General features: G+C 71.6%; 27 protein-coding genes. 10 read left to right on the plus strand and 17 right to left on the minus strand.

The window, feature by feature from the left end; translation table 11 throughout:
• Positions 1 to 18: 18 nt before the first annotated feature.
• Genes RWH45_RS00060 through RWH45_RS00075 form a run of 4 tightly spaced genes read right to left on the minus strand, consistent with a single transcriptional unit; the run spans position 19 to position 2,652 of the window.
• Positions 19 to 612 (minus strand): Sec-independent protein translocase subunit TatA/TatB, encoded by a 594-nt coding sequence (locus RWH45_RS00060; RefSeq protein ID WP_315992904.1) that lies wholly within the window; start codon positions 610 to 612, stop codon positions 19 to 21.
• Complete coding sequence (gene tatC / locus RWH45_RS00065; RefSeq protein ID WP_315992905.1) at positions 600 to 1,418, minus strand: twin-arginine translocase subunit TatC; 819 nt, start codon at positions 1,416 to 1,418, stop codon at positions 600 to 602. Before tatC ends, RWH45_RS00060 begins: the two co-directional genes overlap by 13 nt.
• The gene (locus tag RWH45_RS00070; protein ID WP_315992906.1) at positions 1,415 to 1,651 is read right to left on the minus strand and encodes a twin-arginine translocase TatA/TatE family subunit; all 237 of its coding nucleotides are present in this window, start codon (positions 1,649 to 1,651) and stop codon (positions 1,415 to 1,417) included. The genes tatC and RWH45_RS00070 overlap by 4 nt, the downstream gene beginning before the upstream one ends.
• Before the next feature lie 17 nt (positions 1,652 to 1,668).
• Positions 1,669 to 2,652: a dioxygenase family protein gene (locus tag RWH45_RS00075; protein ID WP_315992907.1), complete on the minus strand. Its 984-nt coding sequence runs from the start codon at positions 2,650 to 2,652 to the stop codon at positions 1,669 to 1,671.
• A gap of 167 nt (positions 2,653 to 2,819) precedes the next feature.
• On the opposite strand from RWH45_RS00075, the gene RWH45_RS00080 reads away from it, so the two are divergent.
• From RWH45_RS00080 to RWH45_RS00090, 3 genes are read left to right on the plus strand one after another with little or no spacing between them, the layout of a single operon-like run.
• Positions 2,820 to 3,131: a hypothetical protein gene (locus RWH45_RS00080; RefSeq protein WP_315992908.1), complete on the plus strand. Its 312-nt coding sequence runs from the start codon at positions 2,820 to 2,822 to the stop codon at positions 3,129 to 3,131.
• The gene (locus RWH45_RS00085) at positions 3,095 to 3,808 is read left to right on the plus strand and encodes a response regulator transcription factor (RefSeq protein WP_315992909.1); all 714 of its coding nucleotides are present in this window, start codon (positions 3,095 to 3,097) and stop codon (positions 3,806 to 3,808) included. Before RWH45_RS00080 ends, RWH45_RS00085 begins: the two co-directional genes overlap by 37 nt.
• A complete protein-coding gene (locus RWH45_RS00090) occupies positions 3,805 to 4,773 on the plus strand; it encodes a sensor histidine kinase (RefSeq protein WP_315992910.1) in 969 nt (322 codons plus the stop codon). Before RWH45_RS00085 ends, RWH45_RS00090 begins: the two co-directional genes overlap by 4 nt.
• Positions 4,774 to 4,782: 9 nt before the next feature.
• Here the strand turns inward: RWH45_RS00090 and RWH45_RS00095 are convergent, their stop codons facing one another.
• The 7 genes from RWH45_RS00095 to RWH45_RS00125 form a co-directional block, all read right to left on the minus strand.
• On the minus strand, positions 4,783 to 5,571 hold the full coding sequence (locus RWH45_RS00095) for an FAD:protein FMN transferase (RefSeq protein ID WP_315992911.1): 789 nt from the start codon (positions 5,569 to 5,571) through the stop codon (positions 4,783 to 4,785).
• A complete protein-coding gene (locus RWH45_RS00100; RefSeq protein ID WP_315992912.1) occupies positions 5,568 to 6,086 on the minus strand; it encodes an FMN-binding protein in 519 nt (172 codons plus the stop codon). Before RWH45_RS00100 ends, RWH45_RS00095 begins: the two co-directional genes overlap by 4 nt.
• A 10-nt stretch (positions 6,087 to 6,096) precedes the next feature.
• Positions 6,097 to 7,521, minus strand: a complete 1,425-nt coding sequence (locus tag RWH45_RS00105; protein ID WP_315992913.1) for a ferredoxin reductase family protein — start codon at positions 7,519 to 7,521, stop codon at positions 6,097 to 6,099.
• A gap of 201 nt (positions 7,522 to 7,722) precedes the next feature.
• Positions 7,723 to 8,382 carry an NAD(P)-dependent oxidoreductase gene (locus RWH45_RS00110; protein WP_315992914.1) on the minus strand — a complete coding sequence of 220 codons (660 nt, stop codon included), beginning with the start codon at positions 8,380 to 8,382 and terminating at the stop codon, positions 7,723 to 7,725.
• The gene (locus RWH45_RS00115) at positions 8,379 to 9,083 is read right to left on the minus strand and encodes a DsbA family oxidoreductase (RefSeq protein WP_315992915.1); all 705 of its coding nucleotides are present in this window, start codon (positions 9,081 to 9,083) and stop codon (positions 8,379 to 8,381) included. The genes RWH45_RS00110 and RWH45_RS00115 overlap by 4 nt, the downstream gene beginning before the upstream one ends.
• Positions 9,084 to 9,211: 128 nt before the next feature.
• On the minus strand, positions 9,212 to 9,640 hold the full coding sequence (locus RWH45_RS00120) for a winged helix-turn-helix transcriptional regulator (RefSeq protein ID WP_315992916.1): 429 nt from the start codon (positions 9,638 to 9,640) through the stop codon (positions 9,212 to 9,214).
• Between the two features lie 94 nt (positions 9,641 to 9,734).
• Positions 9,735 to 10,562, minus strand: a complete 828-nt coding sequence (locus RWH45_RS00125; protein WP_315992917.1) for an SDR family NAD(P)-dependent oxidoreductase — start codon at positions 10,560 to 10,562, stop codon at positions 9,735 to 9,737.
• Between the two features lie 192 nt (positions 10,563 to 10,754).
• Here RWH45_RS00125 and msrB point away from each other — a divergent pair, with 192 nt between their 5' ends.
• From msrB to RWH45_RS00140, 3 genes are all read left to right on the plus strand, one after another.
• Positions 10,755 to 11,213 (plus strand): peptide-methionine (R)-S-oxide reductase MsrB, encoded by a 459-nt coding sequence (msrB, locus tag RWH45_RS00130; RefSeq protein ID WP_315992918.1) that lies wholly within the window; start codon positions 10,755 to 10,757, stop codon positions 11,211 to 11,213.
• Between the two features lie 44 nt (positions 11,214 to 11,257).
• Positions 11,258 to 11,812, plus strand: a complete 555-nt coding sequence (msrA, locus tag RWH45_RS00135) for a peptide-methionine (S)-S-oxide reductase MsrA (protein WP_315992919.1) — start codon at positions 11,258 to 11,260, stop codon at positions 11,810 to 11,812.
• A gap of 190 nt (positions 11,813 to 12,002) precedes the next feature.
• A complete protein-coding gene (locus tag RWH45_RS00140; protein ID WP_315992920.1) occupies positions 12,003 to 13,238 on the plus strand; it encodes an NAD(P)/FAD-dependent oxidoreductase in 1,236 nt (411 codons plus the stop codon).
• Positions 13,239 to 13,287: 49 nt separating this feature from the next.
• On the opposite strand, the gene RWH45_RS00145 is transcribed toward RWH45_RS00140, so the two are convergent.
• Genes RWH45_RS00145 through RWH45_RS00155 form a run of 3 tightly spaced genes read right to left on the minus strand, consistent with a single transcriptional unit; the run spans position 13,288 to position 15,483 of the window.
• A complete protein-coding gene (locus RWH45_RS00145) occupies positions 13,288 to 13,788 on the minus strand; it encodes a GNAT family N-acetyltransferase (protein ID WP_315992921.1) in 501 nt (166 codons plus the stop codon).
• Positions 13,785 to 14,738, minus strand: coding sequence for a dipeptidase (locus tag RWH45_RS00150; protein ID WP_315992922.1), 954 nt, complete (start codon positions 14,736 to 14,738; stop codon positions 13,785 to 13,787). Before RWH45_RS00150 ends, RWH45_RS00145 begins: the two co-directional genes overlap by 4 nt.
• Position 14,739: 1 nt before the next feature.
• Complete coding sequence (locus RWH45_RS00155) at positions 14,740 to 15,483, minus strand: sulfurtransferase (protein ID WP_315992923.1); 744 nt, start codon at positions 15,481 to 15,483, stop codon at positions 14,740 to 14,742.
• Positions 15,484 to 15,600: 117 nt separating this feature from the next.
• Between RWH45_RS00155 and RWH45_RS00160 the strand changes: the two genes are divergently transcribed.
• The 3 genes from RWH45_RS00160 to RWH45_RS00170 are packed head-to-tail and all read left to right on the plus strand — an operon-like array spanning position 15,601 to position 17,833.
• Positions 15,601 to 16,374, plus strand: coding sequence for a glycosyltransferase family 2 protein (locus tag RWH45_RS00160; protein ID WP_315992924.1), 774 nt, complete (start codon positions 15,601 to 15,603; stop codon positions 16,372 to 16,374).
• Positions 16,374 to 17,207 (plus strand): endonuclease/exonuclease/phosphatase family protein, encoded by an 834-nt coding sequence (locus RWH45_RS00165; RefSeq protein ID WP_315992925.1) that lies wholly within the window; start codon positions 16,374 to 16,376, stop codon positions 17,205 to 17,207. Before RWH45_RS00160 ends, RWH45_RS00165 begins: the two co-directional genes overlap by 1 nt.
• A complete protein-coding gene (locus RWH45_RS00170; protein WP_315992926.1) occupies positions 17,204 to 17,833 on the plus strand; it encodes a DUF2238 domain-containing protein in 630 nt (209 codons plus the stop codon). Before RWH45_RS00165 ends, RWH45_RS00170 begins: the two co-directional genes overlap by 4 nt.
• Positions 17,834 to 17,939: 106 nt before the next feature.
• Here the strand turns inward: RWH45_RS00170 and RWH45_RS00175 are convergent, their stop codons facing one another.
• Entirely contained in the window at positions 17,940 to 19,469 is a 1,530-nt protein-coding gene (locus RWH45_RS00175; protein WP_315992927.1) for a catalase, read from the minus strand.
• A 182-nt stretch (positions 19,470 to 19,651) separates the two neighbouring features.
• Between RWH45_RS00175 and RWH45_RS00180 the strand changes: the two genes are divergently transcribed.
• Positions 19,652 to 19,867, plus strand: a complete 216-nt coding sequence (locus RWH45_RS00180; RefSeq protein WP_315992928.1) for a hypervirulence associated TUDOR domain-containing protein — start codon at positions 19,652 to 19,654, stop codon at positions 19,865 to 19,867.
• A gap of 177 nt (positions 19,868 to 20,044) precedes the next feature.
• Here RWH45_RS00180 and RWH45_RS00185 read toward each other — a convergent pair whose 3' ends face one another.
• Positions 20,045 to 21,484: a cryptochrome/photolyase family protein gene (locus RWH45_RS00185; protein ID WP_315992929.1), complete on the minus strand. Its 1,440-nt coding sequence runs from the start codon at positions 21,482 to 21,484 to the stop codon at positions 20,045 to 20,047.
• Positions 21,481 to 21,636, minus strand: coding sequence for a DUF2256 domain-containing protein (locus RWH45_RS00190; protein WP_315992930.1), 156 nt, complete (start codon positions 21,634 to 21,636; stop codon positions 21,481 to 21,483). The genes RWH45_RS00185 and RWH45_RS00190 overlap by 4 nt, the downstream gene beginning before the upstream one ends.
• Between the last annotated feature and the right edge of the window lie 73 nt (positions 21,637 to 21,709).

A 21,709-nucleotide genomic window follows, 5' to 3' on the forward strand; every position in this document is an offset into this window, starting at 1 on the left:
GCGCGACCGGTTCCGGGCTCAGTAGAGCAGAGCGGGGGGCCGCGGTCCAGTGTCCATCGCGTCCGCGCCCGTCCAGCCTGTCGGCGGCGTCAACGGGACGGTCGGCACGCCGCCGTTCGCACTCGTGTCCGGGTCCTCGAGGGGCGCATCCACGGGGACGACCATCCACCGAGGGTGCGCCGTGGTCCCCCCGCGGATACGGCGCATCCCGTGGGCGGGCGCTTCGGGCGCGGGAGTCGGCGCGGCGCCGTCGGAGGCGACACCGACCTCCCCCGGCGAGGTGTTCGTCGGAGGGCGTACCGTCGCCTGCTCCTCGATCTTTCTCCTCGTCGCCGCCGTGGCATTCATCCCTTCGACCGACGGCGCCGCGAGCGCCTCGGCGACGATGCGGCGGGGGTCGTACCGACGCGGATCCAGGGCGCGCCACTGCGGGGCGTCGACGGGGACGCCGATCTCCTCGGCCGCGCGCACCCGGGCGGCATCCACCGTTCGACGCAGGTCCCTCACCAGGGCCGCCGCGCGGCCGACGACGACGGGGAGGCGCTGCGGGCCCAGGACGACCGCGGCGATGAGGCCCACGAGCAGGAGCTTCTCGAACGTCAGACCGAACACGTCGGTTCCTCTTGCCTCGTGGAGGCCGTCCCGCGGGCGAGCCTCCGGTCGTGCAGGGCGGCGATGAGCAGCGCGGTCGCGTACAGCGCGGACATCGGGACGGCGACGAGGAACATCGACAGCACGTCGGCGGATGGCGTGGCCATCGCGCTGAACAGCACGATCGCGACCAGGGCGTACCGCCAGCTGCGGACCAGGGTGACGGCGGACAGGAGGCCGGCGAGGTTCAGTACCACCAGCACGACGGGCAGCACGAAGGCGACGCCGGTGGCGACCATGATCTTCAGGACGAAGTCGACGTAGGCGCCGGCGTCGAGGATCGTGGAGTCCTCGCTCGCGGCGAATCCCGTGAGCACCGACACCATGTGCGGGAACAGCAGCACCCCCGTGGCGCACCCGGCCGCGAACAGCGGCACCGCGGCTCCGACCGATCCGAGCACGTAGCGCCGCTCGCGACGGGTGAGCCCCGGCAGCACGAACGCGAACACCTGGTACAGCCAGACGGGGCTGGCGAGCACGACGCCCGTCACCAGCGCGGACCGCAGGCGCAGGTCGAACGCCCCCGTGACGCTGTCGAAGTTGAGGCTCGCGTCACGCTCGGCGGCGATCTGCGCGATCGGGGCACGGAGCAGCTCCATCAGGGGGTCGTAGAGGAACCAGCCGACGAGGGCCCCGATCGCGACGGCGAGCGCCGCCCGCATCGCGCGGCGGGTGGCCTCGTCGAGGTGGGCGGCGACGGGCATGGGGGCCGACCGCGGCGCCTCGGGTCGAGGCGCCGCAGCGGTGGGGGCGGCGACGGTGGTCATGTCGTGCTCGGCGGGGAGGTGACGGGCACGGCCGTGGTCAGCGGGATACGGTCGTCGGTCCGGTCGGCCGGGACGGCACCGGTGTCGGCCCCGGAGTCGCCGACCTCGGTCTTGAGGATGCGCACGGACTGCCCGAGGCTGCGGGCGAGGGCCGGCAGCTTCGCAGCGCCGAAGACGAGCACGATGACGGCGAGCACGATGAGGGCGTGCCAGCCGGTGAGGTTCTGCAGCATGGGAGGGTCCTTCCGGGTCAGCGGCCGCCGGGCATGGCGCCCGCGGTCGGGGTGGTGGTGGTGTCGACGCGGACGCCGAGCGAGACGGTCCAGCCGGTCGCGTTGTCGCCCGAGGTCGTGGCGAGCTCGAGCACTCCCCCGTCGTCGCCGAAGACGTTGTCGCTGTCGAGCGAGACGCGGGAGAGGTTGGACGCCGAGGACGGGTACGTGGCGGTGTCGGCGTAGACCGTCTCGCAGGTGGCCTGCGGCAGGGCGACCTGCGAGGTGGCGATGGCGTTGGATGAATCGGTGATGGCATCCACGTTCGGATACACCTCGAAGTGGATGTGGGGCCAGCGACCGTCGTAGCAGCCGGGGAAGATCGAGGTGAAAGAGACGACGCCGTCGTCACCGACCACCTGCACCCCGCGGAGATAGGTCTCGTTCTCGATGCCGGAGGAGTACATCGAGTAGTTCCCCTCGGTGTCGCAGTGCCAGACGTACACGGCGGCTCCGGCGAAGGGCACATCGCCGCCCGCGGTGTCGAAGATCGTGAGGTTCAGCGTCATGGGGACGCCGGTGGCCGTGGCTCCGCCGTCGAGGCTGGAGCGCAGATCGCTGCGCACGATCCCGGACTGCTCGAGCACATCGACGCCGTTCGAGCCGTCGCCGGGGTAGGGCCCGGCGGTCTCGTCGGGGATCTCTCCCGCGGGCAGAGCCGCAGCGGTCGTCGTCGCGGATGCGGAGGGCGTAGGGGTCGCCGACGGGGTCGTGGTCGCCGTCGGCGTCGCCGTGGGTGTCGCGGTCGTCGCCGTGGACCCGGTCGCCGCCGGCGTGCACGCGGCGAGGGTCGCCGCCCCCGCGCCCAGCACGACCAGCCCCAGGATGCCGCGCCGGGAGACGAGCGTGCGGATGTCGAACGGCGCTCCCTGGTCGACGACGGGCTCGTCGGCCCGGTCGAGCAACCGCCCCTCGTAGGTCGGGCCCTCGGGGGTCATCTGGGTCTCGGGGATCCTGCTCACGGTCGCCTCCCGGCTCTCGGTGGGTGTGTCGTCGGATCGAGGATGCGCGGGGCACCCTGCGCGGGCCCTGCGCATTCCTATGAGCCTGCTTTGCGTCGATCGACGCCTGCCATCCACCGGCCCGCCGCCCGCGACGGCGTGTCAGGATGAAGGTCGGGAGGACCGTGATGACGCCGCAGCTGCACGCCGTGACACTCGTCGTGAACATGCCGATCACCAAGATCGACGCCCTCGACGCCATCGCCTTCGCGGCGGACGGGAACGTCGAGGATGCCGGTACCGCACGGCCGCGCGTGTGGCTCGCCCCGCACGCGTGGGCCGAGGTCGAGATCCCCAAGTTCGCCGACCCGCCGCCGTTCGCGATCGACGTCTACTCCGACACCTCGGGCGCGATCGCGTGGGCGCAGGCACGCCGACTGCACGCGGCGCTCGAGCGCTTCGGATGGACCGTGCACCCGCCCGTGGCCGGGGCGCGGTGACCACGGCTGCTCCCGCGCCGCGCGCGCGGCTGCTCTACGTCGAGGACGACGCCGAGATCGCGGCCATGACGCTCGAGGTGCTGCGCGAGGTCTACGACGTCACCCATGAGAGCGACGGGCTCGCCGGCCGCGAGCGCGCGCTGCGCGACCGTTTCGACGTCGTCGTGCTCGACCGGCGCCTTCCCGGCTGCGACGGGGCCGAGATCGTGCGCTCCCTGCGCGCCGCGCACATCACGACGCCGGTGCTCATGCTGACGGCCCTGGGCGCGGTGTCCGACCGGGTGGACGGCCTGGATGCCGGCGCGAACGACTACCTGCTCAAGCCCTTCGACTTCGACGAACTGCTCGCGCGGCTCCGCGCACTCCTTCGCGCCTTCCGGACGGAGGGACGTCGGCGAGAGGTGTCCGACTGGACCTACCTCCCCGACACCGGCGTCGCCTACGGCCCGAGCGGGGCGCGCGTGGCCCTGACGGCGACCGAGAACGCCGTCCTCGACCTGCTCAGCCGCAGCCCCGATCACGTCTTCTCGCGCGAGGAGATCGCGGGCGCCGTGTTCCGTTCGCCCGATGCGGTGACCACCGTCGACACCTACGTCCATTACGTGCGCCGCAAGACCGCCACGGAGGTCATCGAGACGGTGCGCGGACGCGGCTACCGCGCGGGGGCCGCTCGGTGAGCGCCGAGGACGACCGTCGGGTCGTCCGACGCGCCGCCCTGCGCGTCGGGGCGCTCGTGGCCGGGGCCTCCGTCGTCGCCATCGCGGGGGGCGTCGGCATCCTGGTCTGGGTGCTCGTGTCGGGCGCGCGCGAGGAGGGGGGTGGGCACCGCCCGGGGTTCGGGCCCCCCGGCGGCGACCGCTTCGTCGTCGATCTCGACGACGTGCTGCCGTGGGTCATCGGGCTCGGACTGGTGGGGGTCGTGGTGCTCGGGCTCGTGGGCTGGGCCGCCGCGCGCTGGTCGGTGGGTCCGCTCGACGACGCGCTCCGCCGCCAGCGCGCCTTCGTGTCGGACGCGAGTCACGAGTTGCGCACCCCGCTCACGGCGTTGACCAGTCGTATCCAGATCGTCCAGCGGCGCCTGCAGCGCGCCGAACCCGCCGACGAGCCGGTCGCGCAGCTGCGTCGTGACGCGCAGGTGCTCGACGACGTGCTCACCGACATGCTGCTCACCGCCGAAGGGGCGGCCCAGACCGGCACCTCCTCGACCGCGGACAGCGTGCGCGCGGCCGTCGCCGGCCTCGACGCGCTCGCCGACGACGCGGGGGTGAATGTGCGCACCGGCGCCCTCGCCGATGTCCTCGTCGCCGTCCCCGCGGTCACGGTGGTGCGCATGTGCACCGCGCTGCTCGACAACGCCGTCGGTCACACGCCCGCCGCCGGGACGGTGACGGTCACGGCCCGCGACGAGGGGGACGACGTCGTGATCCGGGTGGCCGACGAGGGGCACGGGATCGCGGATGCCGACCTCCCCCGCATCTTCGAACGCTTCGCGCGCGGCGCCGAGTCGGGCCGGCGTCGCGGCTTCGGTCTCGGGCTCTCGCTGGTGCGCGAGGCCGCGACGCGCGCCGGCGGACGGATCGAGGTGGAAAGCACGTCACCGGCGGGCACGGTGTTCGCGCTGCGTCTGCCGCGCGCCCGCTGAGAAGCGCGGTCAGCCCACCACGGCGGAGCGGAACGCCGTCACCTCGACGCCGCCCGCGAAGCGTCTGACGTCACCGTGCTCCCACACCACCCCGGATGCCACGGGTGCCGCCGGCATCCATGCGAAGTCGTCGACGCCGGCGATCGCCGCGACCGTCGCCCACGCGTCGGCGGTGGCGAGGTCGTCCGCCAGCACCGTCGCGCTGACCGGGCCCGCGCGGCGATCGCCGGTGCGCGGATCGACGAGGTGGGCGCCGCGCTCGGCGGTGCCCGAGGTCGCGACGGCCCCGTCGACGATCTCGACCGTCGCGAGCAGGACGCCCGCGTGCACGGGGTGGGCGATTCCGACCGTCCACGCGTGGTCGCTCCCCGGGGCCGTGCGCAGACGCATGTCTCCCCCGACGTTGAGGCCGACCGCTTCGACGACCCCGTCCGCGAGCAGTTCGTCGAACGCCGCGGCCGCGGCATCCACCGACCACCCCTTCACATACCCGGTCGGATCGAACCAGCCCTGCCAGTGCGCGTCGAAACGACCGCCCGACGCGAGGCGCAGATCGCGGCATCGCACCGCGACCTCGGCGACCCGCGCATCGAGCTCGCCGAGTTCGAGGCCCTCGTCGCGCAGGCGCGAGACGTCGGAGTCCACGCGGTAGGTCGAGAACACGCGCTCGTCGTCGCGCAGGCGGGCGAGGGCCGCGGCGATCGCCGTCTCGACGGCGACGGTGCGGGCGCCCTTGACCGTCAGCGAGGCGACGGTCCCCATCACGGGCTTGGTCACCGTGAACGCCGGCGCCGTCACGATCGGGCCTGGTCGAGGGCGGACTGCAGCGAGGTGCGGTACCCGGTGCTCGTATACGTGGCACCGGAGACCATGTCGACCTGCGCGCTCTGCGCCTGGATCGTCTCCTGCATCAAGGTGGGCAGCGCGCGCGAGTTGATCTGCTGGTCGCGTCCGTTCGACGAGGGGTACTCGGGCACCTGCACGTCGGTGATCGAGCCGCCCGACACCGTGATCTGCACCTGCACCGGTCCGTACCGGGTGTTCGCGGACGAGCCGGTGTACGTGCCGTCGCGGAGTCCGCGGGAGGTGGTCTGGCCGGCCGCGCCGGACGACGAGGACCCGGATGCCGAGGAGCTCGACGACGACGACGACGCGGACGGGGTCGGGGCGGGGGCGGCCGCCGTCGTTCCCGTGGACACGGGAGCGACGTCTGACAGCGCGCCGGCGGAATCCGGGGCGACCGAGGTGCGGTAGCTGAAGAGCAGCACGAGGCCCGTCACCGTGGCCATGACGGCGTAGACGATTCGTTTCATCGGGTCCTCCTCAGACGGTGAAGGCTTCGAGATGGATCTGAGCCGACGGGACGCCGGCACGGCGGAGGTCGATGCGAACGGCGTCCATCCAGGGACGGGGGCCGCAGAGATAGACGTCGGTGTCGGCGGGACGAGGAGCCACGTACCGCACGAGATCGGCACCCGCCCACGCAGCGTGCGACTGCGGGAGCCACGGCGAGGCGGTGGCCGCGCGCGGGCCGGGCAGCGCCGCGTGCCGCAGGCCCCGCTCCCGCTCGAGGCGCTGGATCGCGTCGACGCGGAGCGCGTCGCCCGCGGTGTGGTCGCGCACGAGCAGCGTCGCCTCGCCGGGGGTCCAGCGGGCCTCCTGGAGCAGGGCGACGAGCGGGGCGACGCCCGCCCCGGCGCCGATCATCAGCAGCTCGCGCCCGCGCCGCTCGTCGGTCGTGAGCGTGCCGTAGGGCCCCTCGATCAGCACGCGCGTGCCGGGACGCAGGGCGGCGAGCCGGCGCGTGCCGTCGCCCACCAGGCGGGCGGAGATCACGAGCTCGCGGCCGTCGGGGGCCGCGGCGAGTGAGAAGGGGTGCCCGCGCGTCCAGCCGGATCCGTCGAGGAAGCGCCAGACGAAGACCTGCCCACCCCGGGCGTTCAACGCCCCGAGCCGGCGGCCCGTCAGGCGCACCGACACCCCGCGGTCGCCGTCGCGTTCGACGGCGCTCACCCGGATGCCGTGACGGAGCGACCGGGTCAACGGCATCCCGAGCCGGAACACGATCACCGCGGCGGCCGTGAGAGCCCACATCGTCCACCAGTACACGGTCGCGGCGGGGTTGGCGGTGAAGTCGGCGCCCGTCCACAGCATGTGCGGGATCGCGAGGCCGACCCCGAGGTAGCCGTAGAGATGCAGCAGATGCCACGACTCGTACCGCAGACGACGGCGGGCCCTGCGCACCGAGGTGACCACAACGAGCAGCAGCAGGCCGGTGCCCGCGGTCGCCAACAGCATGCCCGGGTAGTCCCACACGAACTCCCACGCCTGCACCAGCGGGTTGAGCCCCGCCGAGACCGCGTACCCGAGGATCTGCAGGGCGATGTGCGCGGCGAAAAGAGCGAACGACCAGAAGCCGACGATCCGGTGCATGCGGGTAATCCCGTCACGACCGAAGCCGCGCTCGAACAGCGGCACGCGCGCCATGAGCAGCACCTGGTAGAAGAGGAGGTTGGCGGATGCCAGGCCCGCTGCCCGGCCGAGGGCGTTGAGGGTGTCGCCTCCCCCCGCGAGCAGCGCCTGGACCTCGCCGCCGGCGACCCACACCGCCACCACGATCAGGCTCGTCGCCCACACGACCGTGACGGCTGCGAGGTTCCAGGCGGCCCGGTTGCTCGTGCGCGGCCGCACCGCGCGGCGCGTGGGCATGGCTGCGGGCGGGGCGGTGAGGACGGGTGCTGCGGTCATGCGCTCAGCGTGCCCGCGCGCTCCCCAGACGGCTCCAAGAAAGCGGGCGGGTGGGCGGATGCATAGGGATTACGTAGGTTCAGCGTCAGTACCCGGCGCCGAAGCGCGGCGGGCGCTGTCGTGAGAGAAGCGCGCGGGAGGCTCCCACCCGAGGCGCGACGGGGACGGCCGGGCGGAGAAGCAGCGCCGAGGAGAGCGGGATCAGCGGTCGTTCCAGATCAGCGGCGCCTGTCGGAGCCAGGTGTCGTCTTCGAGGGAGTCGAGGAGGAAGCGGGCGACGTCGGCGCGGCTGATGCTGAACCCCGGCTTCTCCGTGCCCACGAGCGCGGCGCGCGCGGCTCCGCGGGAGGGCGCGTCGGAGAGGGCGACCGAGCGGGCCATCACCCATTCCACGTCGGACGCGCGGACCACCGCATCGACGCCATGGTGATCGGTGTACCCGTGGCGGATTCCGGAAGTCTTGATGAGCCCCTTCATCAGGGGGTTCAGCGCGGGCCAGGAGTCGCCGGCGCCTTGCGTGGAGGCGACGGCGATCCGGCGGATGCCGTTCTCCGTCATGACCGTGAGGGTGTCGCGGGTCGCGTCGGTCATGAACGCGGGCGGGCTGACGGGTGTGGCCCAGGGGTTGTCGCTGGCGCGCGAGTTGTTCAACGCGCTGACCACCGCGTCGACGCCTTCCGCGGCGCGGCGGATGTCGTCGATGCGAGCGGGGGTTCCGGCGACGAGCTCGACGCCATCGGGTGCCACGAGGACGTCGGGGTTGCGAACGAGCGCGCGAACGCGATGACCGCGTTCGACTGCCTGGGACAGGACATGGACGCCGGTGCGTCCGCTGCCGCCGAGAACGAGGAGGGTGGTCATGGGCGTTCCGTTTCCGTCGGCGGCGTCGGTTCTGAAGGGGCGGAGGCGATGGTCTGGGCGAGCGCCTGCGCGTAGCCATTCACGGACTGGGCCCCGGACGCGGCCAGTCGACGGTCGAAGACCGTGAACGGCACACCCTGCACGCCCAGACGCCGGCCCTCCTCGTTGTCTTCCCGGACCGCATCGGCGTACTCGTCTCCGGCGAGCACCTCGCGGACCCGGTCTGCGGAGAGGCCCACCTCGGCGCCGGCCGCCGAGAGAGAATCCGCGGTGAACGGGTTGAGGTCGCCCGCGAAGAACCGGTCTTGCACGAGTGAGAAGAACTCGAGACCGACGCCCTGGTCCTGCGCGAACTGGAAGACGCGGTGGAAGTCGGAGGTGTTCGCGTTCAATCGGTCGACCGAGAACGGCAGTCCCTCGCTCTGTGCGAGAGCCTGGATGCGCCGCTCCGCCTGGACGACGATCTGCGCGTCGCCGCCGTGCGAGCGGATGAAAGCGCTCTCGATCGTCTCAGGGGTCGTCGGGGCACCCGGGTTCAGCTCGAAGGAGCGCAGACGCAGCTCGAATCGGTCTCCGTCGGCGCGCCCGGCGATCGCCTCCTGGAGCCGGTGCTTGCCGACGTAGCACCAGGGGCACCCCAGGTCGCTCCAGACCTCGATCACGACGGGTCGGGACGTCTCAGACGGGTTGTCATCAGTCATGTCGCTTACCTCACTTGTAGTGCGTAGCAACATCATCCGACTGTGGAAGATCGTTCACAAAAGGCACTTCCGCGTGCCCGACGAAGGCGCAGGTGCGCGTGCGAAACCGGCGTGGCCCCGCCGCCGCCTCAGCCGACGGAGGCTGACGTCTCGGCGCGAGAGCCGGCTCGGCCCACACCGATCCGCTCGTGCAGGGCTCTGTTCGCCGCCACCGTCGCGTGGTTCTCCACCGCCCACTGCGAGAGTTGCAGGACGGCTTGCTGCAAAGACCTGCCCAGAGGGGTCACCCGATACTCGACCCTCGGCGGGACTTCCGCGTACGCCCGTCGCTCCACGAGCCCGTCGCGCTCGAGCGCCTTCAGGGTGACCGTCAGCATGCGCTGCGAGACGCCCGGGATGCTCGCCATCAGGTCGGAGTAGCGCAGCGTCCGTTCACCGAGGGTGCTGAGCACCAGGACGGTCCACTTGTCGCCGATGCGATCCAGTACTTCCCTGATGAAGGCGCTGTCCTCGGGCCACATGGCGCAGGGACCCACCGCTTTCCTCTCCGTGGCCATCTCCCGCCTCCTCGACCGACTCACCGTAGCAAGCGGGTGCCCACGCAGGCTTCCGCTTCCCGATCACCCCGGCACTCTGGCCCGGGTTCTCGCGTCAGCCGGCGAGGTCCGCGAGCGCCGCGCTGCGCTCCCACAGCTGCTTCGCGACGGCGGGGTCGTCGGCGAGCTTGTTGGTCTTCGCGGGCTTGTTGTTCGCGTAGAAGCCGCCCGGCTCCCAATCGACGCCGGGCTTGCCGAGTGCGAGCCAGGTCAATCGCGCCCCGCCCACCGACGTCGAGGTCATCAGGCGCTGCGCCAACGGGCCGCCGTACAGGAACTTCCACGGGCCATTGCTGGAGGCCCCGAAGTTCGACGCGATCACCCCGGGGTGGAAGGCCACCGCCGACAGGCCCTGGTCGCCGAACCGGCGGTTCAGCTCCTTGGTGAACAGGACGTTCGCGAGCTTGGCATTGCCGTAGGCGTTCGTGGAGGAGTAGCGGCGAGCGCCCTGCAGGTCGTCGATGTCGAAGCGCGGGAAGAGCTTCGCCGCGGCGCTGGAGGTCTGGATCACCGAGGCGTCGGAGTCGATGAGGCGCTCGAGCAGCAGGTTCGTCAGCAGGAACGGCGCGAGGTGGTTCACCTGGAACGTCGTCTCGTATCCGTCCGTGGTGAGCGTGCGCTCGCCGAACACGCCCCCGGCGTTGTTGGCGAGCACGTCGATGCGCGGGTACCGCTCGAGGAGGGATGCCGCGAGCTCGCGCACCTGGGCCAGATCGCTGAAGTCGGCGACGAACGAGTCCACGCCGAGCGTCCGCGCGACGCGCGCGGTCTTGTCGGGATTGCGCCCCACCACCACGACCTCCTCGCCGAGCTGCGCGAGCTGCTTCGCGGAGGCGGCGCCGATGCCGTCGCTCGCGCCGGTGATGACGATGGTGCGGGTCATGGGTGCCTCCTGGGTCGTGATGCAGCCACGCTAACGGCGGCCTCGACGTCGACGGCGGGGCTTGCCCCCGGCATCCGGAGTCCGTCACAGAACTCACAGGCCGCTCCCAGCCCGGCGGGACCAAATCCGGCACGGTCGACGTTCTCTTCTGTGACGGCCGACACCGGTCGCCATGACGAAGGGACACGAACCGTGAGCACGGAGTACCGGAAGACGTCGGAGGCGCTGAGCCGCCTCACCGACCGCCAGTTCGCCGTCACGCAGGACGACGCGACCGAACCGCCGTTCCGCAACGAGTACTGGGACAACCACGAGGACGGCATCTACGTCGACGTCGTGTCGGGGCAGCCCCTGTTCTCCTCGACCGACAAGTTCGAGAGCGGCTCGGGCTGGCCGAGCTTCACCAAGCCCATCGACGACGTCGCCGTCGTGGAGAAGACCGATCGGACGCTGTGGATGACGCGCACCGAGGTGCGCTCGGCCGGGGCGGACAGCCACCTCGGACACGTCTTCGACGACGGCCCGCGCCAGGCCGGCGGCCTGAGATACTGCATGAACTCGGCCGCTCTGCGCTTCGTCCCCGTCGCGGAGCTCGAGGCGCAGGGCTACGGCGCCTACCTCCCCTTGTTCCGCGAGAGCCGGGCCTCATGAACCTCTTCACCCTCTTCACCCGTGACCGCAAAAGGAGCACCAGCATGACCAGCGGACCTTCCGACACCGGCGAGATCACCCGCCGCCCCGGCACCGAGACCGCCGTCCTCGCGGGCGGCTGCTTCTGGGGCGTCGAAGACCTCATCCGTCGCCAGCCGGGCGTTCTCGACACGCGCGTCGGCTACACCGGCGGGCAGAACGACCACGCGACCTATCGCAACCACCCCGGCCACGCCGAGGCGGTCGAGATCGTCTTCGACCCCGCGAAGACCACGTACCGCGACATCCTGGCGTTCTTCTTCCAGATCCACGACCCGTCGACCCTGAACCGCCAGGGCAACGACATCGGCACGAGCTACCGCTCGGCGATCTTCCCGCTCTCGTCCGAGCAGGAGAAGGTCGCGCGCGACACGATCGCCGATGTCGACGCATCGGGGATCTGGCCGGCGAAGGTCGTCACCACGATCGAGCCGGAGGCGCCCTTCTGGGAGGCCGAGCCCGAGCACCAGGACTACCTGATCCGCATCCCGAACGGCTACACGTGCCACTTCGTGCGCCCCGGCTGGGTGCTGCCCAAGCGTGAGGAAGCCTCCGCGTAACGAATCGAGAGGGCCCGGTTGCCACGGCATCCGGGCCCTTTCGCGTCCCCCGCGATGACCTGCAGGCCGTCGAGCGTCCCGGACACGCCGGACGCCCTCGCGCGATGCGGCGTGTTCCGGACACTCGAGGATCCGGCGCCACGCGCGCAAGCCCGACGGCCGGGACGACGGCGCTTCGTAGGCTCTCGGCATGAGCGAGTACGACGTCATCGTGGTCGGTGCGGGCCTCGCGGGGCTGCGCGCGGCGACCCGCCTCGCGGAGGCCGGACGCGACGTCGTCGTCCTCGAGGCCGGGGACGCCGTGGGAGGGCGGGAGCGCACCGACGTCGTCGACGGATTCCGCCTCGATCTCGGCTTCCATGTGCTGAACCCGGCCTATCCCGCGATCCGACGCTGGGTCGACGTCGACGCGCTGGCGCTGCGGCGCTTTCCCGTGGCGGTCGGCGTGCGACTCGACGACCGGGTGGCGCGGCTCGCGCACCCGCTGCGGCATCCGTCGTCGCTGGCCGAGACGCTGGCGAGCGGACTCGTGCGGCCGACGGATGTCCTCGCCCTGGCTCGGTGGGCGGGTCCGACCGTCCTGACCGCCCGGGCGGCGAAGACCGGCGACGACCGCGCTCTCGCCGAGGCGTGGGACCGGGCGGGCCTGCGCGGACCCCTGCGGGAGGCCGTGCTCGAACCCTTCCTGGCCGGCGTGCTCGCCGACGACCGACAGGAGACCTCCGACGCGTTCGTCCGCCTGCTCATCCGCAGCTTCGCGCTCGGGCGCCCGGGCGTTCCCGCCGCGGGCATCGGCGCCCTCCCCGCGCAGCTCGCCGACGCCGCCCGGCGAGCGGGAGCCGGCATCCGCCTGTCGCACCGCGTGGTCTCGACCCGGCGGCGAGCGCACGGCTGGCATGTGGGCATCGAGGGTCAGGATGCCGTGACCGCCCGCGCCGTGATCCTCGCCACCGGTCTCGACCCGGCCTTGGACGTGTCGCTCGCCGCGCCGCGGGGCCTGCAGACGTGGTGGTTCGCCGCCGACGAGGCACCGACGGACGACGGCGCGCTCCGGGTCGACGGCCGTCGTCGCGGCCCGGTGGTGAACACCGCGGTGATGACGAACACCGCCCCGACCTACGCGCCGCGGGGGCAGCACCTCATCCAGGCGACGTGCGTGTTGCCCTCGGACGCGTCGGAGAGCGGCATCCGTCGCCAGCTCGCCGAGATCTGGGATGCCGACACCCGCCCCTGGCGCCTGCTGCGTCGCGACGACATCGCCCGAGCCCTCCCCGTGCAGGATCCACCGCTGCGACGGCGGCGTCCCGTGCGGCTCGGCGACGGCCGTTACGTCGCCGGGGATCACCGCGACACGGCGTCGATCCAGGGGGCGCTCGTGTCGGGTCAGCGGGCCGCGGAGGCGGTACGGGCCGACCTCGGGCGGTGAACCGGCGTGGCACCGGTCAGACGGGGCGCGGTTCGACGTGGGCGCTGCGTCATCCCCGCTGAGCCAGCGCCTGCAGCGCTTCGCCGGTCACCCGGCGCGTCGTCCACTCCTCCAGCGCCTCGGCTCCGAGGGCACGGTAGAAGCCGATGGCCGGCTCGTTCCAGTCCAGCACCGTCCATTCCAGGCGCGAATACCCGCGCCGCACGCACTCCTCGGCGAGCGCCGAGAGCAGAGCGACCCCGTAGCCGTGCGAGCGGTACTGCTCGTGCACGTAGAGGTCCTCGAGCCAGATGCCGTGCGTGCCCGTCCACGTGGAGTAGGTGAGGAACCAGATCGCGATCGCGCGAATATCGTCGTCGGGGCCGGCCACCACGAACGCGAACGCGCGCGGCTCGTCGCCGAACAGCGTCGCGGTGATCATCGCCGCGGTGTTCTCGACGGCATCCGGCTCCTTCTCGTAGTCGGCGAGGGCCTGGATGCAGGCGAGGATGCCGTCCTCGTCACCGGGTCGGGCACGGCGCAGCACGGCGTCGTCGGGGAATGCGGTCATGCGTGAGCCTCCCAGCTCTCGAGGGCGACGCGGCGGAAGTTCCCGCCGAGCACCGCGGCGATGTCGGCGTCGGCCCAGCCCCGCGTCGCGAGGGCGCCGCCGAGCTGAACGAAGGTCTCCGGCGGCATCCATTCGACCGGTCCCCACGCGGTGTAGCTGGCGTCGTAGAGCTCGGGGCTCGTCGCCAGCACGTCGCGGAAGGTCTCCCAGTCGAAGGAGAAGTCCGTGCTCACGCCCACGTGCGCGATGCCGACGACTCCGACGGCGTGCTCGATGTGGCGCACCATCGCCTCGAGCGTCGGGGTGTTGGGCCCGAGGAAGATGCCGACGCCGGTCACGCCCACCACTCCCCCGGTGTCGGCGACGGCGCGGGCCTGATCGTCGGTGATGTTGCGCGGGTGATCCCACACGGCGCGCAGGTTGGAGTGGCTGAAGACGACCGGTCGGGTCGACACCGCGCACATGTCGAAGGTGGTGCGCGCCCCCACGTGCGAGCCGTCGGGCACCATGCCGCGAGCGTTCATCTCGGCGACGAGATCGCGACCCCACGCGGTGAGGCCGTCGTCGACCGCGTCGAGGCACCCGCCGCCAGCGGCGTTGGCGTGGTTGTAGACCGGCCCGAGGGTGCGCACACCCAGGGCCGTGAGAGCGGCCACCGCGCCGAGGTCTCCGCCGAGGGGGGCGACGTCTTCGAGGTCGAACACCACCGCGGTGTCCCCGGCGGCGGCGATGCGGTCGACGTCCTCGACGGACGCCGCCAGCGCGAGCCCCTCGATCGCCTCGACCTGCGCACGGAAGGAGTGAAGGACGCTTGCCGCGACCTCGGGGCCGTGCGGGGCGAAGCCGACGTTCAGCGACACCAGGCCGCCCCCGCCGCCGCGATAGCGGTGCAGCTCGGTCAGGTCGGCGGTCTCGACGAGCTCGGCGCACGCGTGCTGGTCCCAGATCACGTCAGGCCCCCACCCGCGCGGCGAGCGCGGGGTCGAGCGCCTCGCGCTCGTCGAACACGAAGCAGTCGCCGCTCCAGTGCGCCGCGCCCTGCGCGTCGAACCACCCGAGGATGCCGCCGTCGAGCTGGTACGCCTCGACGCCCTCGTCCCGCAGGTACAGCGCCGCCTTCTCGCAGCGGATGCCGCCGGTGCAGAAGCTCACGACCGTCTTGCCGACGAGCTCGTCGCGGTGCGCGCTCGCGGCAGCCGGGAACTGGGTGAACCGGTCGATGCGCCAGTCCAGCGCCCCGGCGAAGGTGCCGTAGTCGACCTCGAAAGCGTTGCGCGTGTCGACGAGCACCACCTCGCGACCGTCGTCGTCGCTGCCACGGTCGAGCCACCGGCGCAGGGTCTCCGGGCTCACGGCGGGTGCCCGGCCGTCCTGCGGACGCACCTCGGGGCGATCCATGCGGATGATCTCGCGCTTCACCTTCACCCGCAGTGCGCCGAAGGGCACGGCGTCCGACCAGCTCTCCTTCGTCTGCAGGGCCGCGAAACGCGCATCGGTCCGGAGATCGTCGACGAAACCGCGCACCTCGTCGGCGGACCCCGCCAGGAAGAGGTTGATCCCCTCCTCGGCCAGCAGGATCGTCCCGCGCAGCCCCCGCGCCCCGGCCTGCTCGCGCAGTGCGTCCCGGAGGGCTGCCGGGTCGTCGAGCGGCGTGAACAGGTACGCCGACACGTTCAGGGTGGATGCGGATGCCATGACCTCCACCCTACGAAAGCGCGCACGTGCGCGTGTCATCGTACGACGCCGGCGTCAAGCCGGGAAACGCCCCTCGTCGATCGCCTAGCGTGGGAGGACTCGTCCCCGGGAGGAAGCGTGCCCCTTGGCCCCGTGCCGTCGACCGTGACCGTCTCCGTGGTCATCCCCGTCCGCGACGATTCCGCGCACCTTCGGCGGTGCCTGGGAGCGCTCGCCGCGCAGACCCTCGCCCCCGACGAGATCGTCGTCGTCGACAACGACTCCCGCGACGACAGCGCCGCCGTCGCGCGCGGCGCGGGGACGCGCGTGGTCTTCTGCGGCGAGCGCGGCATCCCTGCCGCTGCGGCCGCGGGCTACGACGCCGCGCGGGGCGACCTCATCCTCCGGCTCGACGCCGACAGCATCCCCGCGGCGACCTGGGTTGCGAGCATGGTCGAGGCGCTGAAGGACACGGACGTGGATGCCGTCACCGGCGGTGCCGTGTTCCATGACGGCCCGGCGGCCGGGCGCGTGGCGATGGCCCGGGCCTTCCTCGGCACCTACACCGCCTTCGCCGTCCCCGCCCTCGGTCACACGCCCCTCTGGGGGTCGAACATGGCGTTCCGGCGGCGGGCGTGGGAGGACGTGCGTGCCGAGGTGCACCTCGACCCCGAGCTGCACGACGACCTCGACCTGGCCTACCACCTCGGCGAGCGGCACCGCATCCGCCACGTCCCGGGGCACCACATGCGCGTGTCATCGCGGACCGTCGAGCCGGGGCGGTTCGCGCGGTGCTTCCGCCGCGGCGCGGGCACGGTGTTCGCGCACTGGCCGCGGGACTTCCCGGTCGCCCGGTGGGTGCGTGTGGCCCGCCGGCGTGCCGTGCGCCCCCTCAGCGAGGGGGCGCGCTGATGGCCGGCATCCTGTTCCCCGACGTCGAGGCTCCCGACCTGCACGTGATGAGCTTCAACATCCGCCGACGCTTCGACCGCATCACCTGGCCGCCCGCCGACCGCTGGCCGATGCGCAAGCAACGGTTGCGCACGTTCCTCGGCGCGAACCGTCCGCACCTCCTCGGCTCGCAGGAGGCGATGCCCGACCAGGCGCAGTGGGTGCAGGACTCCCTGGGCTCGAGCTACGGGCGCCTCGGTCTCGGGCGCGGCAAGGACCGCGGCGGCGAGGGCACTCCCCTGTTCTACGACCGCGACCGCATCGGGGTGGAGGATTGGCGCCAGGTCGCCCTCTCCGACACCCCCGAGGTGCCCGGATCGACCGGGTGGGGCAACACGATCCCACGTATCGCCGTGATCGCGCACCTGCGCGACCTCGCCACCGGCGCGGGCTTCACCTTCGTCAACACGCACTTCGACGCCTTCTCGCGGCGCGCGCGGCGGCGGTCGGCCACCTGGCTGCACGATCTGGTCGCCGCCGAGGCGGGACCGCTGCTGTTCACCGCCGACGTGAACGCGCACGTGCGCTCGGGCGAGCTCGCCGGCATGTTCGCCGACGCACTGCTCGTCGACACCTGGTCGTACGCCCCCGCGCGGCGATCGGCCGAGTGGGGCACGTTCAACAACTACGCGACCCCGCGGGTCGGCGCTCGGCGCATCGACGCGCTGCTGGCCACCCCCGAGGTCGGGGTGCGCGCCGTGGGCATCGACCCCCGCCCCACCGGGACGCAGTGGCCGAGCGACCACCTCCCCGTGCAGGCCGTGGTGCGCATCCCCGTCGGGAGCCCACGGTGACCGCTCACCGCGCGCCGTCCGAAGAGCAGCGGATGCCGTTGCTCTCGGCGATGTACGCCAACCTCAAGCGCCCGCCGCGCAGCGTCACCGACTGGCTCGCCGACGCGGTGCGCGCGGCGGCGATCGTGATCGTGATCGTCTCGCTGTTCGCCCTGCCGTTCACGGACTTCGCCGTGCTGTCGATGTCACTGCCGGCGATGATGCTCTCGCGCATGATCGGCCTGCGCTCCGGACTCGACCTCGTCACGTGCATCACCGTGTTCATCGCGGCCGGCAGCAACGTCATCGACCTGTACCGCGCGTGGACGGGGTGGGATCTGATCGTCCACACCGTGTGCACGGGAGTGTTGGCCGCCGTCGCGCTCGTGCTGCTCGACGACGCTCGGGTGATCGAGCCGACCGGCCGACGCCGAACGCCGATCCTCGTCGCCACGACGGCGGGGCTCGCGCTCAGCGCCGTGTGGGAGATGGTCGAGTGGTTCGGCTACCGCTTCATCACCGACGCCATCTTCGTCACGTACGACGACACCATCGGCGACATGATCGCGGGGGGCGCGGGAGCGCTGATCGCCGGAGTGCTGGCCTCCCGCTGGCGCCTCACGCGCACGGATCGCGCCGCTCTCTGACGCCCCGCCCCGGCGGGACCGCACGGACGCGAACGCGCCGGCCCCCACGGGGACCGGCGCGTTCGCGTCCGTGCGGACTCAGATGGTGCCGACTCAGATGGCCGACTCAGATGGTGCCGGCGACGTCCGTTCCCACGAGGTCGCCGTCGGGGTTCGGCTCGCTCAGCTGCTCGCCGGGAGCGGTCGAGTCCTTGAGCGGCGGGAGGCCCGCCTCGACGCGCGATCCGGTCTCGGCATCCACGTTCTTCCAGTACTGCACGGCACGATCGCGGACGTCCTTCCGGGTCACTCCCCCGACGTGCCCGACGATCGTCTCGACGAGACGGTCGCGATCCTCGGCCGACATGACCTCGCGCACGAGGGCACCCGCCTGACCCCAGTCGTCGTCCTCGGGGTGCAGCGTCGCCGCCGACCGCACGAGTTCGCCGTCGCTGTGCCAGCCGCCGTCGCCGGCGCGTCGCGGGTCGGCCGCGGGTCCGCCCACCGAGTTCGGCGCGTAGACGGGCACCTCGGGCGGGTTGTACTCGTAGCGCATCGCGCCCTCCTTCGAGTACGAGTGCACCTCGGCGTGCGGACGGTTCACCGGCAGCTGCTGGTAGTTGGTGCCGACGCGGTAGCGGTGCGCGTCGGCGTAGCTGAAGATGCGCGCCTGCAGCATCTTGTCGGGGCTGCCGTCGATGCCGGGCACGAAGTTCGACGGCTCGAAGGCCGCCTGCTCGATCTCGGCGAAGTAGTTGCCCGGGTTGCGGTTCAGCTCCATCGTGCCGACCTCGATCTCGGGGTAGTCGCTGTGCGGCCACACCTTGGTCAGGTCGAACGGGTTGAAGCGGTAGGTCTTGGCATCCTCGTAGGGCATGATCTGCACCTTCAGCGTCCACGTGGGGAACTCGCCCCGCTCGATCGCCGCGTACAGGTCGCGGATGTGGAAGTCGGCGTCCTGGCCCGCGATCTGATCCGCCTCGTCTTGCGTGAGCGTCTTGTGGCCGAGGTCGGTGTGGAAGTGGTACTTGACCCAGAACCGTTCGCCGTCGGCATTGATCCACTGGTAGGTGTGCGAGCCGTAGCCGTTCATGTGCCGCCAGGACGCCGGGATGCCGCGGTCGCCCATGAGCCACGTGACCTGGTGGGCGCTCTCGGGTGAGAGCGTCCAGAAATCCCACTGCATGGTGTTGTCGCGCAGGTGGCTGCCGGGGAGGCGCTTCTGCGACCGGATGAAGTCGGGGAACTTGATGCCGTCCTTGACGAAGAAGACGGGGGTGTTGTTGCCGACGAGGTCGTAATTGCCCTCGGTCGTGTAGAACTTCAGCGAGAACCCGCGGGGGTCGCGCCACGTGTCGGGGCTGCCCTGCTCGCCGGCGACCGACGAGAAGCGCGCCAGCATCTCGGTCTCGACGCCGGGCTGGAACAACGCGGCCCGGGTGTAGGCCGAGACGTCGCCGGTCGTGCGGAAGGTGCCGAACGCTCCGCCGCCCTTTGCGTGCACGACGCGCTCGGGGACGCGCTCGCGATTGAACTGCGCGAGCTTCTCGATCAGGTAGTGGTCGGTCAGCGCGATCGAGCCGTCGGCTCCGACGCTCTGCGAATGCTCGTCACTGGCGACGGGTGCGCCGCCGTTCGTGGTGGTCGGCTCGGTCATGGCTCTCCTCACGTCGTGGGCCGCGAAACGAAAGGCCCACGCCGACGCTACGCACCCCCTCCGACATCGAGGGGGTGTTGCGCTTCGCGCGCGAAGCACCTACTGTCCGGGGGCTGTCAATCCCCCGCGGACGTCCCCGCGGCCTCGAAACCATGGCCCCACACGAACCGAAGGGACATGACATGTCGAAGGATCTGTCGAAGGGCGATCGCGTCAGCTGGGACACCCCGCAGGGCAAGACGCAGGGCGAGGTCGTGGAGAAGAAGACGAAGGACTTCCAGCACGACGGCCAGAAGTTCACGGCGTCCGAGGACGACCCGGCCTACATCGTGAAGTCGGAGAAGTCGGGCTCGACCGCGGCGCACAAGGGCTCGTCGCTGAACAAGCTCAAGAGCTGACCGCGCGGTCGCGACGGCGGGCTCAGCGACCACCCCGGTCCTGAGCCCGCCGAAGGACCCGGGCCGCCGCAGAGGCCCCTGAGCCTGTCGAAGGGACCGGGCCCACACGGCACCCGGTGACGTCGACAGGCTCAGGCACCTCGGCTCCGCGAGACCGTCGAGGACCGGCACCCATCGCTACTCCTTCGCGTCGCGCCGCTTCCTCATCTGCGCCAGCGCGAGCCCCAGCCGGTGGTTGCCGGCCAGCACGTCCTCGTGCCGCTCGAGGAACTCCCAGTACGCCTCGGTGAACGCCGAGTCCTTGGCATCCTGCGCCGACGGCCACCACGAGCCCATCTTCTGCAGATACGCCCCGCCCGAGACGTAGGGCTTGGTGGCGACGAACCCGCCGTCGGCGAACTGGCTCATGCCCATGACGTTGGGCACCATCACCCAGTCGTACGCGTCGACGAACAGCGCGAGGAACCACGCGTTCACCTGCCGCGGCGCGTAGCCCTGCAGGAGGAACCAGTTGCCGAGCACCATCAGCCGCTCGATGTGGTGCGCGTACCCCCACCGGTGCACGCGCTCCAGCACCGTGCGCACCGGGATCGGCAGGTCCTTCGGCATCCGCTCCCCCGAATACCAGTACTTCTGGATCCGCTGCTCGAGCTGCAGCGCGTTCACGTGCTCGAGCTTCGGGTGTGCCCGGTACATGCCGCGCATGTACTCGCGCCATCCGATCACCTGGCGGACGAACCCCTCGACGGATGCCAGCGGGGCGTCCGTGCGGGTGGCTGCGGCGACCACCTCCTCGACGGTCAGAAGCCCGATGTTCAGCATCGGCGAGATGATCGCGTGGAAGAGGAACGGCTCGTCGGCCTTCATCGCGTCCTCGTAGCGGCCGAAGTCGTGCAAGCGCTCCGCGACGAAGACGTCGAGCCAGTCGCGGGAGTCCTCTGGGGTCACCGGGAGCCAGAACTCCTCCGCCGCGCCCGGGTGCCCGGGGAACAGCTCATCGACCTCCGCGATCACCCCGCGCGTGATCTCGTCGTGCGCGAGCTGCGGCAGGGGCGGGATCTCGACGCCCTTCTTCGGCAGGGCCTTACGGTTCTCGGCATCGAAGTTCCAGCGACGCCCCGCGGGCTTGCCGCCGTCCATCAGGATGCCGGTGCGCCGGCGCTGCCAGTGGTAGAAGTCCTCCATGAGCGGCGTGGGGTGTTCCGCGAACCAGCCGTCCACGTCCTCCTCGGGCGTGAGGAAGAGCCCGTCCGAGAGCACGTCCGTGTCGACGTCGTGGTCGGCGCAGATCCGCGCGATGCGCTCGTCGACGGGACGGTTCGGGTCGCTCATCCAGGTCAACCGCGACACGTGGTGCTTCTTCAGCAGGCGTTCGAGGCCCGCCTTGAACGTCAGGTCGTCGTCGAGGGTGATGCGCCGCACGGTCCGGCCCTCGGCCTCCAGCCGCGCCGCCGTGTGCCGCATGGCCGACACCAGCAGCACGATCTTGTGCCGGTGGTACGGCAGCTTCGCGAACCGCGGTGCCGACTCGATGAAGAAGAACTCCTCGACCTCGTCGTCGACGTACGCGGGGTGCTCGGCGAACTGCTGGGTCGCCAGGATCAGCGCGGCCTTCATGCGCTGCGCCTCTGAGCTGCGGCCTTCGACCGGCATCCGCGCGAGCAGTACAGCACCTGGTCCCACTGATCGCGTCCGCTCCAGCGCTTGCGGTCGCTGAACGGGCGGCCGCAATACGCGCAGGGCTTGGAGCGCACTTCGGGTCGTGACATGCCGTCATCGTCGCAAAGCGCCGGGGCCCGACTCGGGGGCTTGCGCTCTCACGACGAACCGTTGCGCGCAAGG

The sequence above is a fragment of the Microbacterium galbum genome (genome assembly GCF_032464915.1).
Classification (GTDB): domain Bacteria; phylum Actinomycetota; class Actinomycetes; order Actinomycetales; family Microbacteriaceae; genus Microbacterium; species Microbacterium galbum.

What these genes read in the sequence shown, in the direction of transcription:
- tatC (WP_315992905.1), bottom strand. Translation starts at nt 1,418, where the DNA reads ATGACCACCGTCGCCGCCCCCACCGCTGCGGCGCCTCGACCCGAGGCG.
- RWH45_RS00070 (WP_315992906.1), bottom strand. Translation starts at nt 1,651, where the DNA reads ATGCTGCAGAACCTCACCGGCTGGCACGCCCTCATCGTGCTCGCCGTC.
- RWH45_RS00080 (WP_315992908.1), top strand. Translation starts at nt 2,820, where the DNA reads ATGACGCCGCAGCTGCACGCCGTGACACTCGTCGTGAACATGCCGATC.
- RWH45_RS00085 (WP_315992909.1), top strand. Translation starts at nt 3,095, where the DNA reads ATGGACCGTGCACCCGCCCGTGGCCGGGGCGCGGTGACCACGGCTGCT.
- RWH45_RS00100 (WP_315992912.1), bottom strand. Translation starts at nt 6,086, where the DNA reads ATGAAACGAATCGTCTACGCCGTCATGGCCACGGTGACGGGCCTCGTG.
- RWH45_RS00105 (WP_315992913.1), bottom strand. Translation starts at nt 7,521, where the DNA reads ATGACCGCAGCACCCGTCCTCACCGCCCCGCCCGCAGCCATGCCCACG.
- RWH45_RS00110 (WP_315992914.1), bottom strand. Translation starts at nt 8,382, where the DNA reads ATGACCACCCTCCTCGTTCTCGGCGGCAGCGGACGCACCGGCGTCCAT.
- RWH45_RS00115 (WP_315992915.1), bottom strand. Translation starts at nt 9,083, where the DNA reads ATGACTGATGACAACCCGTCTGAGACGTCCCGACCCGTCGTGATCGAG.
- RWH45_RS00120 (WP_315992916.1), bottom strand. Translation starts at nt 9,640, where the DNA reads ATGGCCACGGAGAGGAAAGCGGTGGGTCCCTGCGCCATGTGGCCCGAG.
- RWH45_RS00125 (WP_315992917.1), bottom strand. Translation starts at nt 10,562, where the DNA reads ATGACCCGCACCATCGTCATCACCGGCGCGAGCGACGGCATCGGCGCC.
- msrA (WP_315992919.1), top strand. Translation starts at nt 11,258, where the DNA reads ATGACCAGCGGACCTTCCGACACCGGCGAGATCACCCGCCGCCCCGGC.
- RWH45_RS00140 (WP_315992920.1), top strand. Translation starts at nt 12,003, where the DNA reads ATGAGCGAGTACGACGTCATCGTGGTCGGTGCGGGCCTCGCGGGGCTG.
- RWH45_RS00145 (WP_315992921.1), bottom strand. Translation starts at nt 13,788, where the DNA reads ATGACCGCATTCCCCGACGACGCCGTGCTGCGCCGTGCCCGACCCGGT.
- RWH45_RS00155 (WP_315992923.1), bottom strand. Translation starts at nt 15,483, where the DNA reads ATGGCATCCGCATCCACCCTGAACGTGTCGGCGTACCTGTTCACGCCG.
- RWH45_RS00165 (WP_315992925.1), top strand. Translation starts at nt 16,374, where the DNA reads ATGGCCGGCATCCTGTTCCCCGACGTCGAGGCTCCCGACCTGCACGTG.
- RWH45_RS00175 (WP_315992927.1), bottom strand. Translation starts at nt 19,469, where the DNA reads ATGACCGAGCCGACCACCACGAACGGCGGCGCACCCGTCGCCAGTGAC.
- RWH45_RS00180 (WP_315992928.1), top strand. Translation starts at nt 19,652, where the DNA reads ATGTCGAAGGATCTGTCGAAGGGCGATCGCGTCAGCTGGGACACCCCG.
- RWH45_RS00185 (WP_315992929.1), bottom strand. Translation starts at nt 21,484, where the DNA reads ATGAAGGCCGCGCTGATCCTGGCGACCCAGCAGTTCGCCGAGCACCCC.
- RWH45_RS00190 (WP_315992930.1), bottom strand. Translation starts at nt 21,636, where the DNA reads ATGTCACGACCCGAAGTGCGCTCCAAGCCCTGCGCGTATTGCGGCCGC.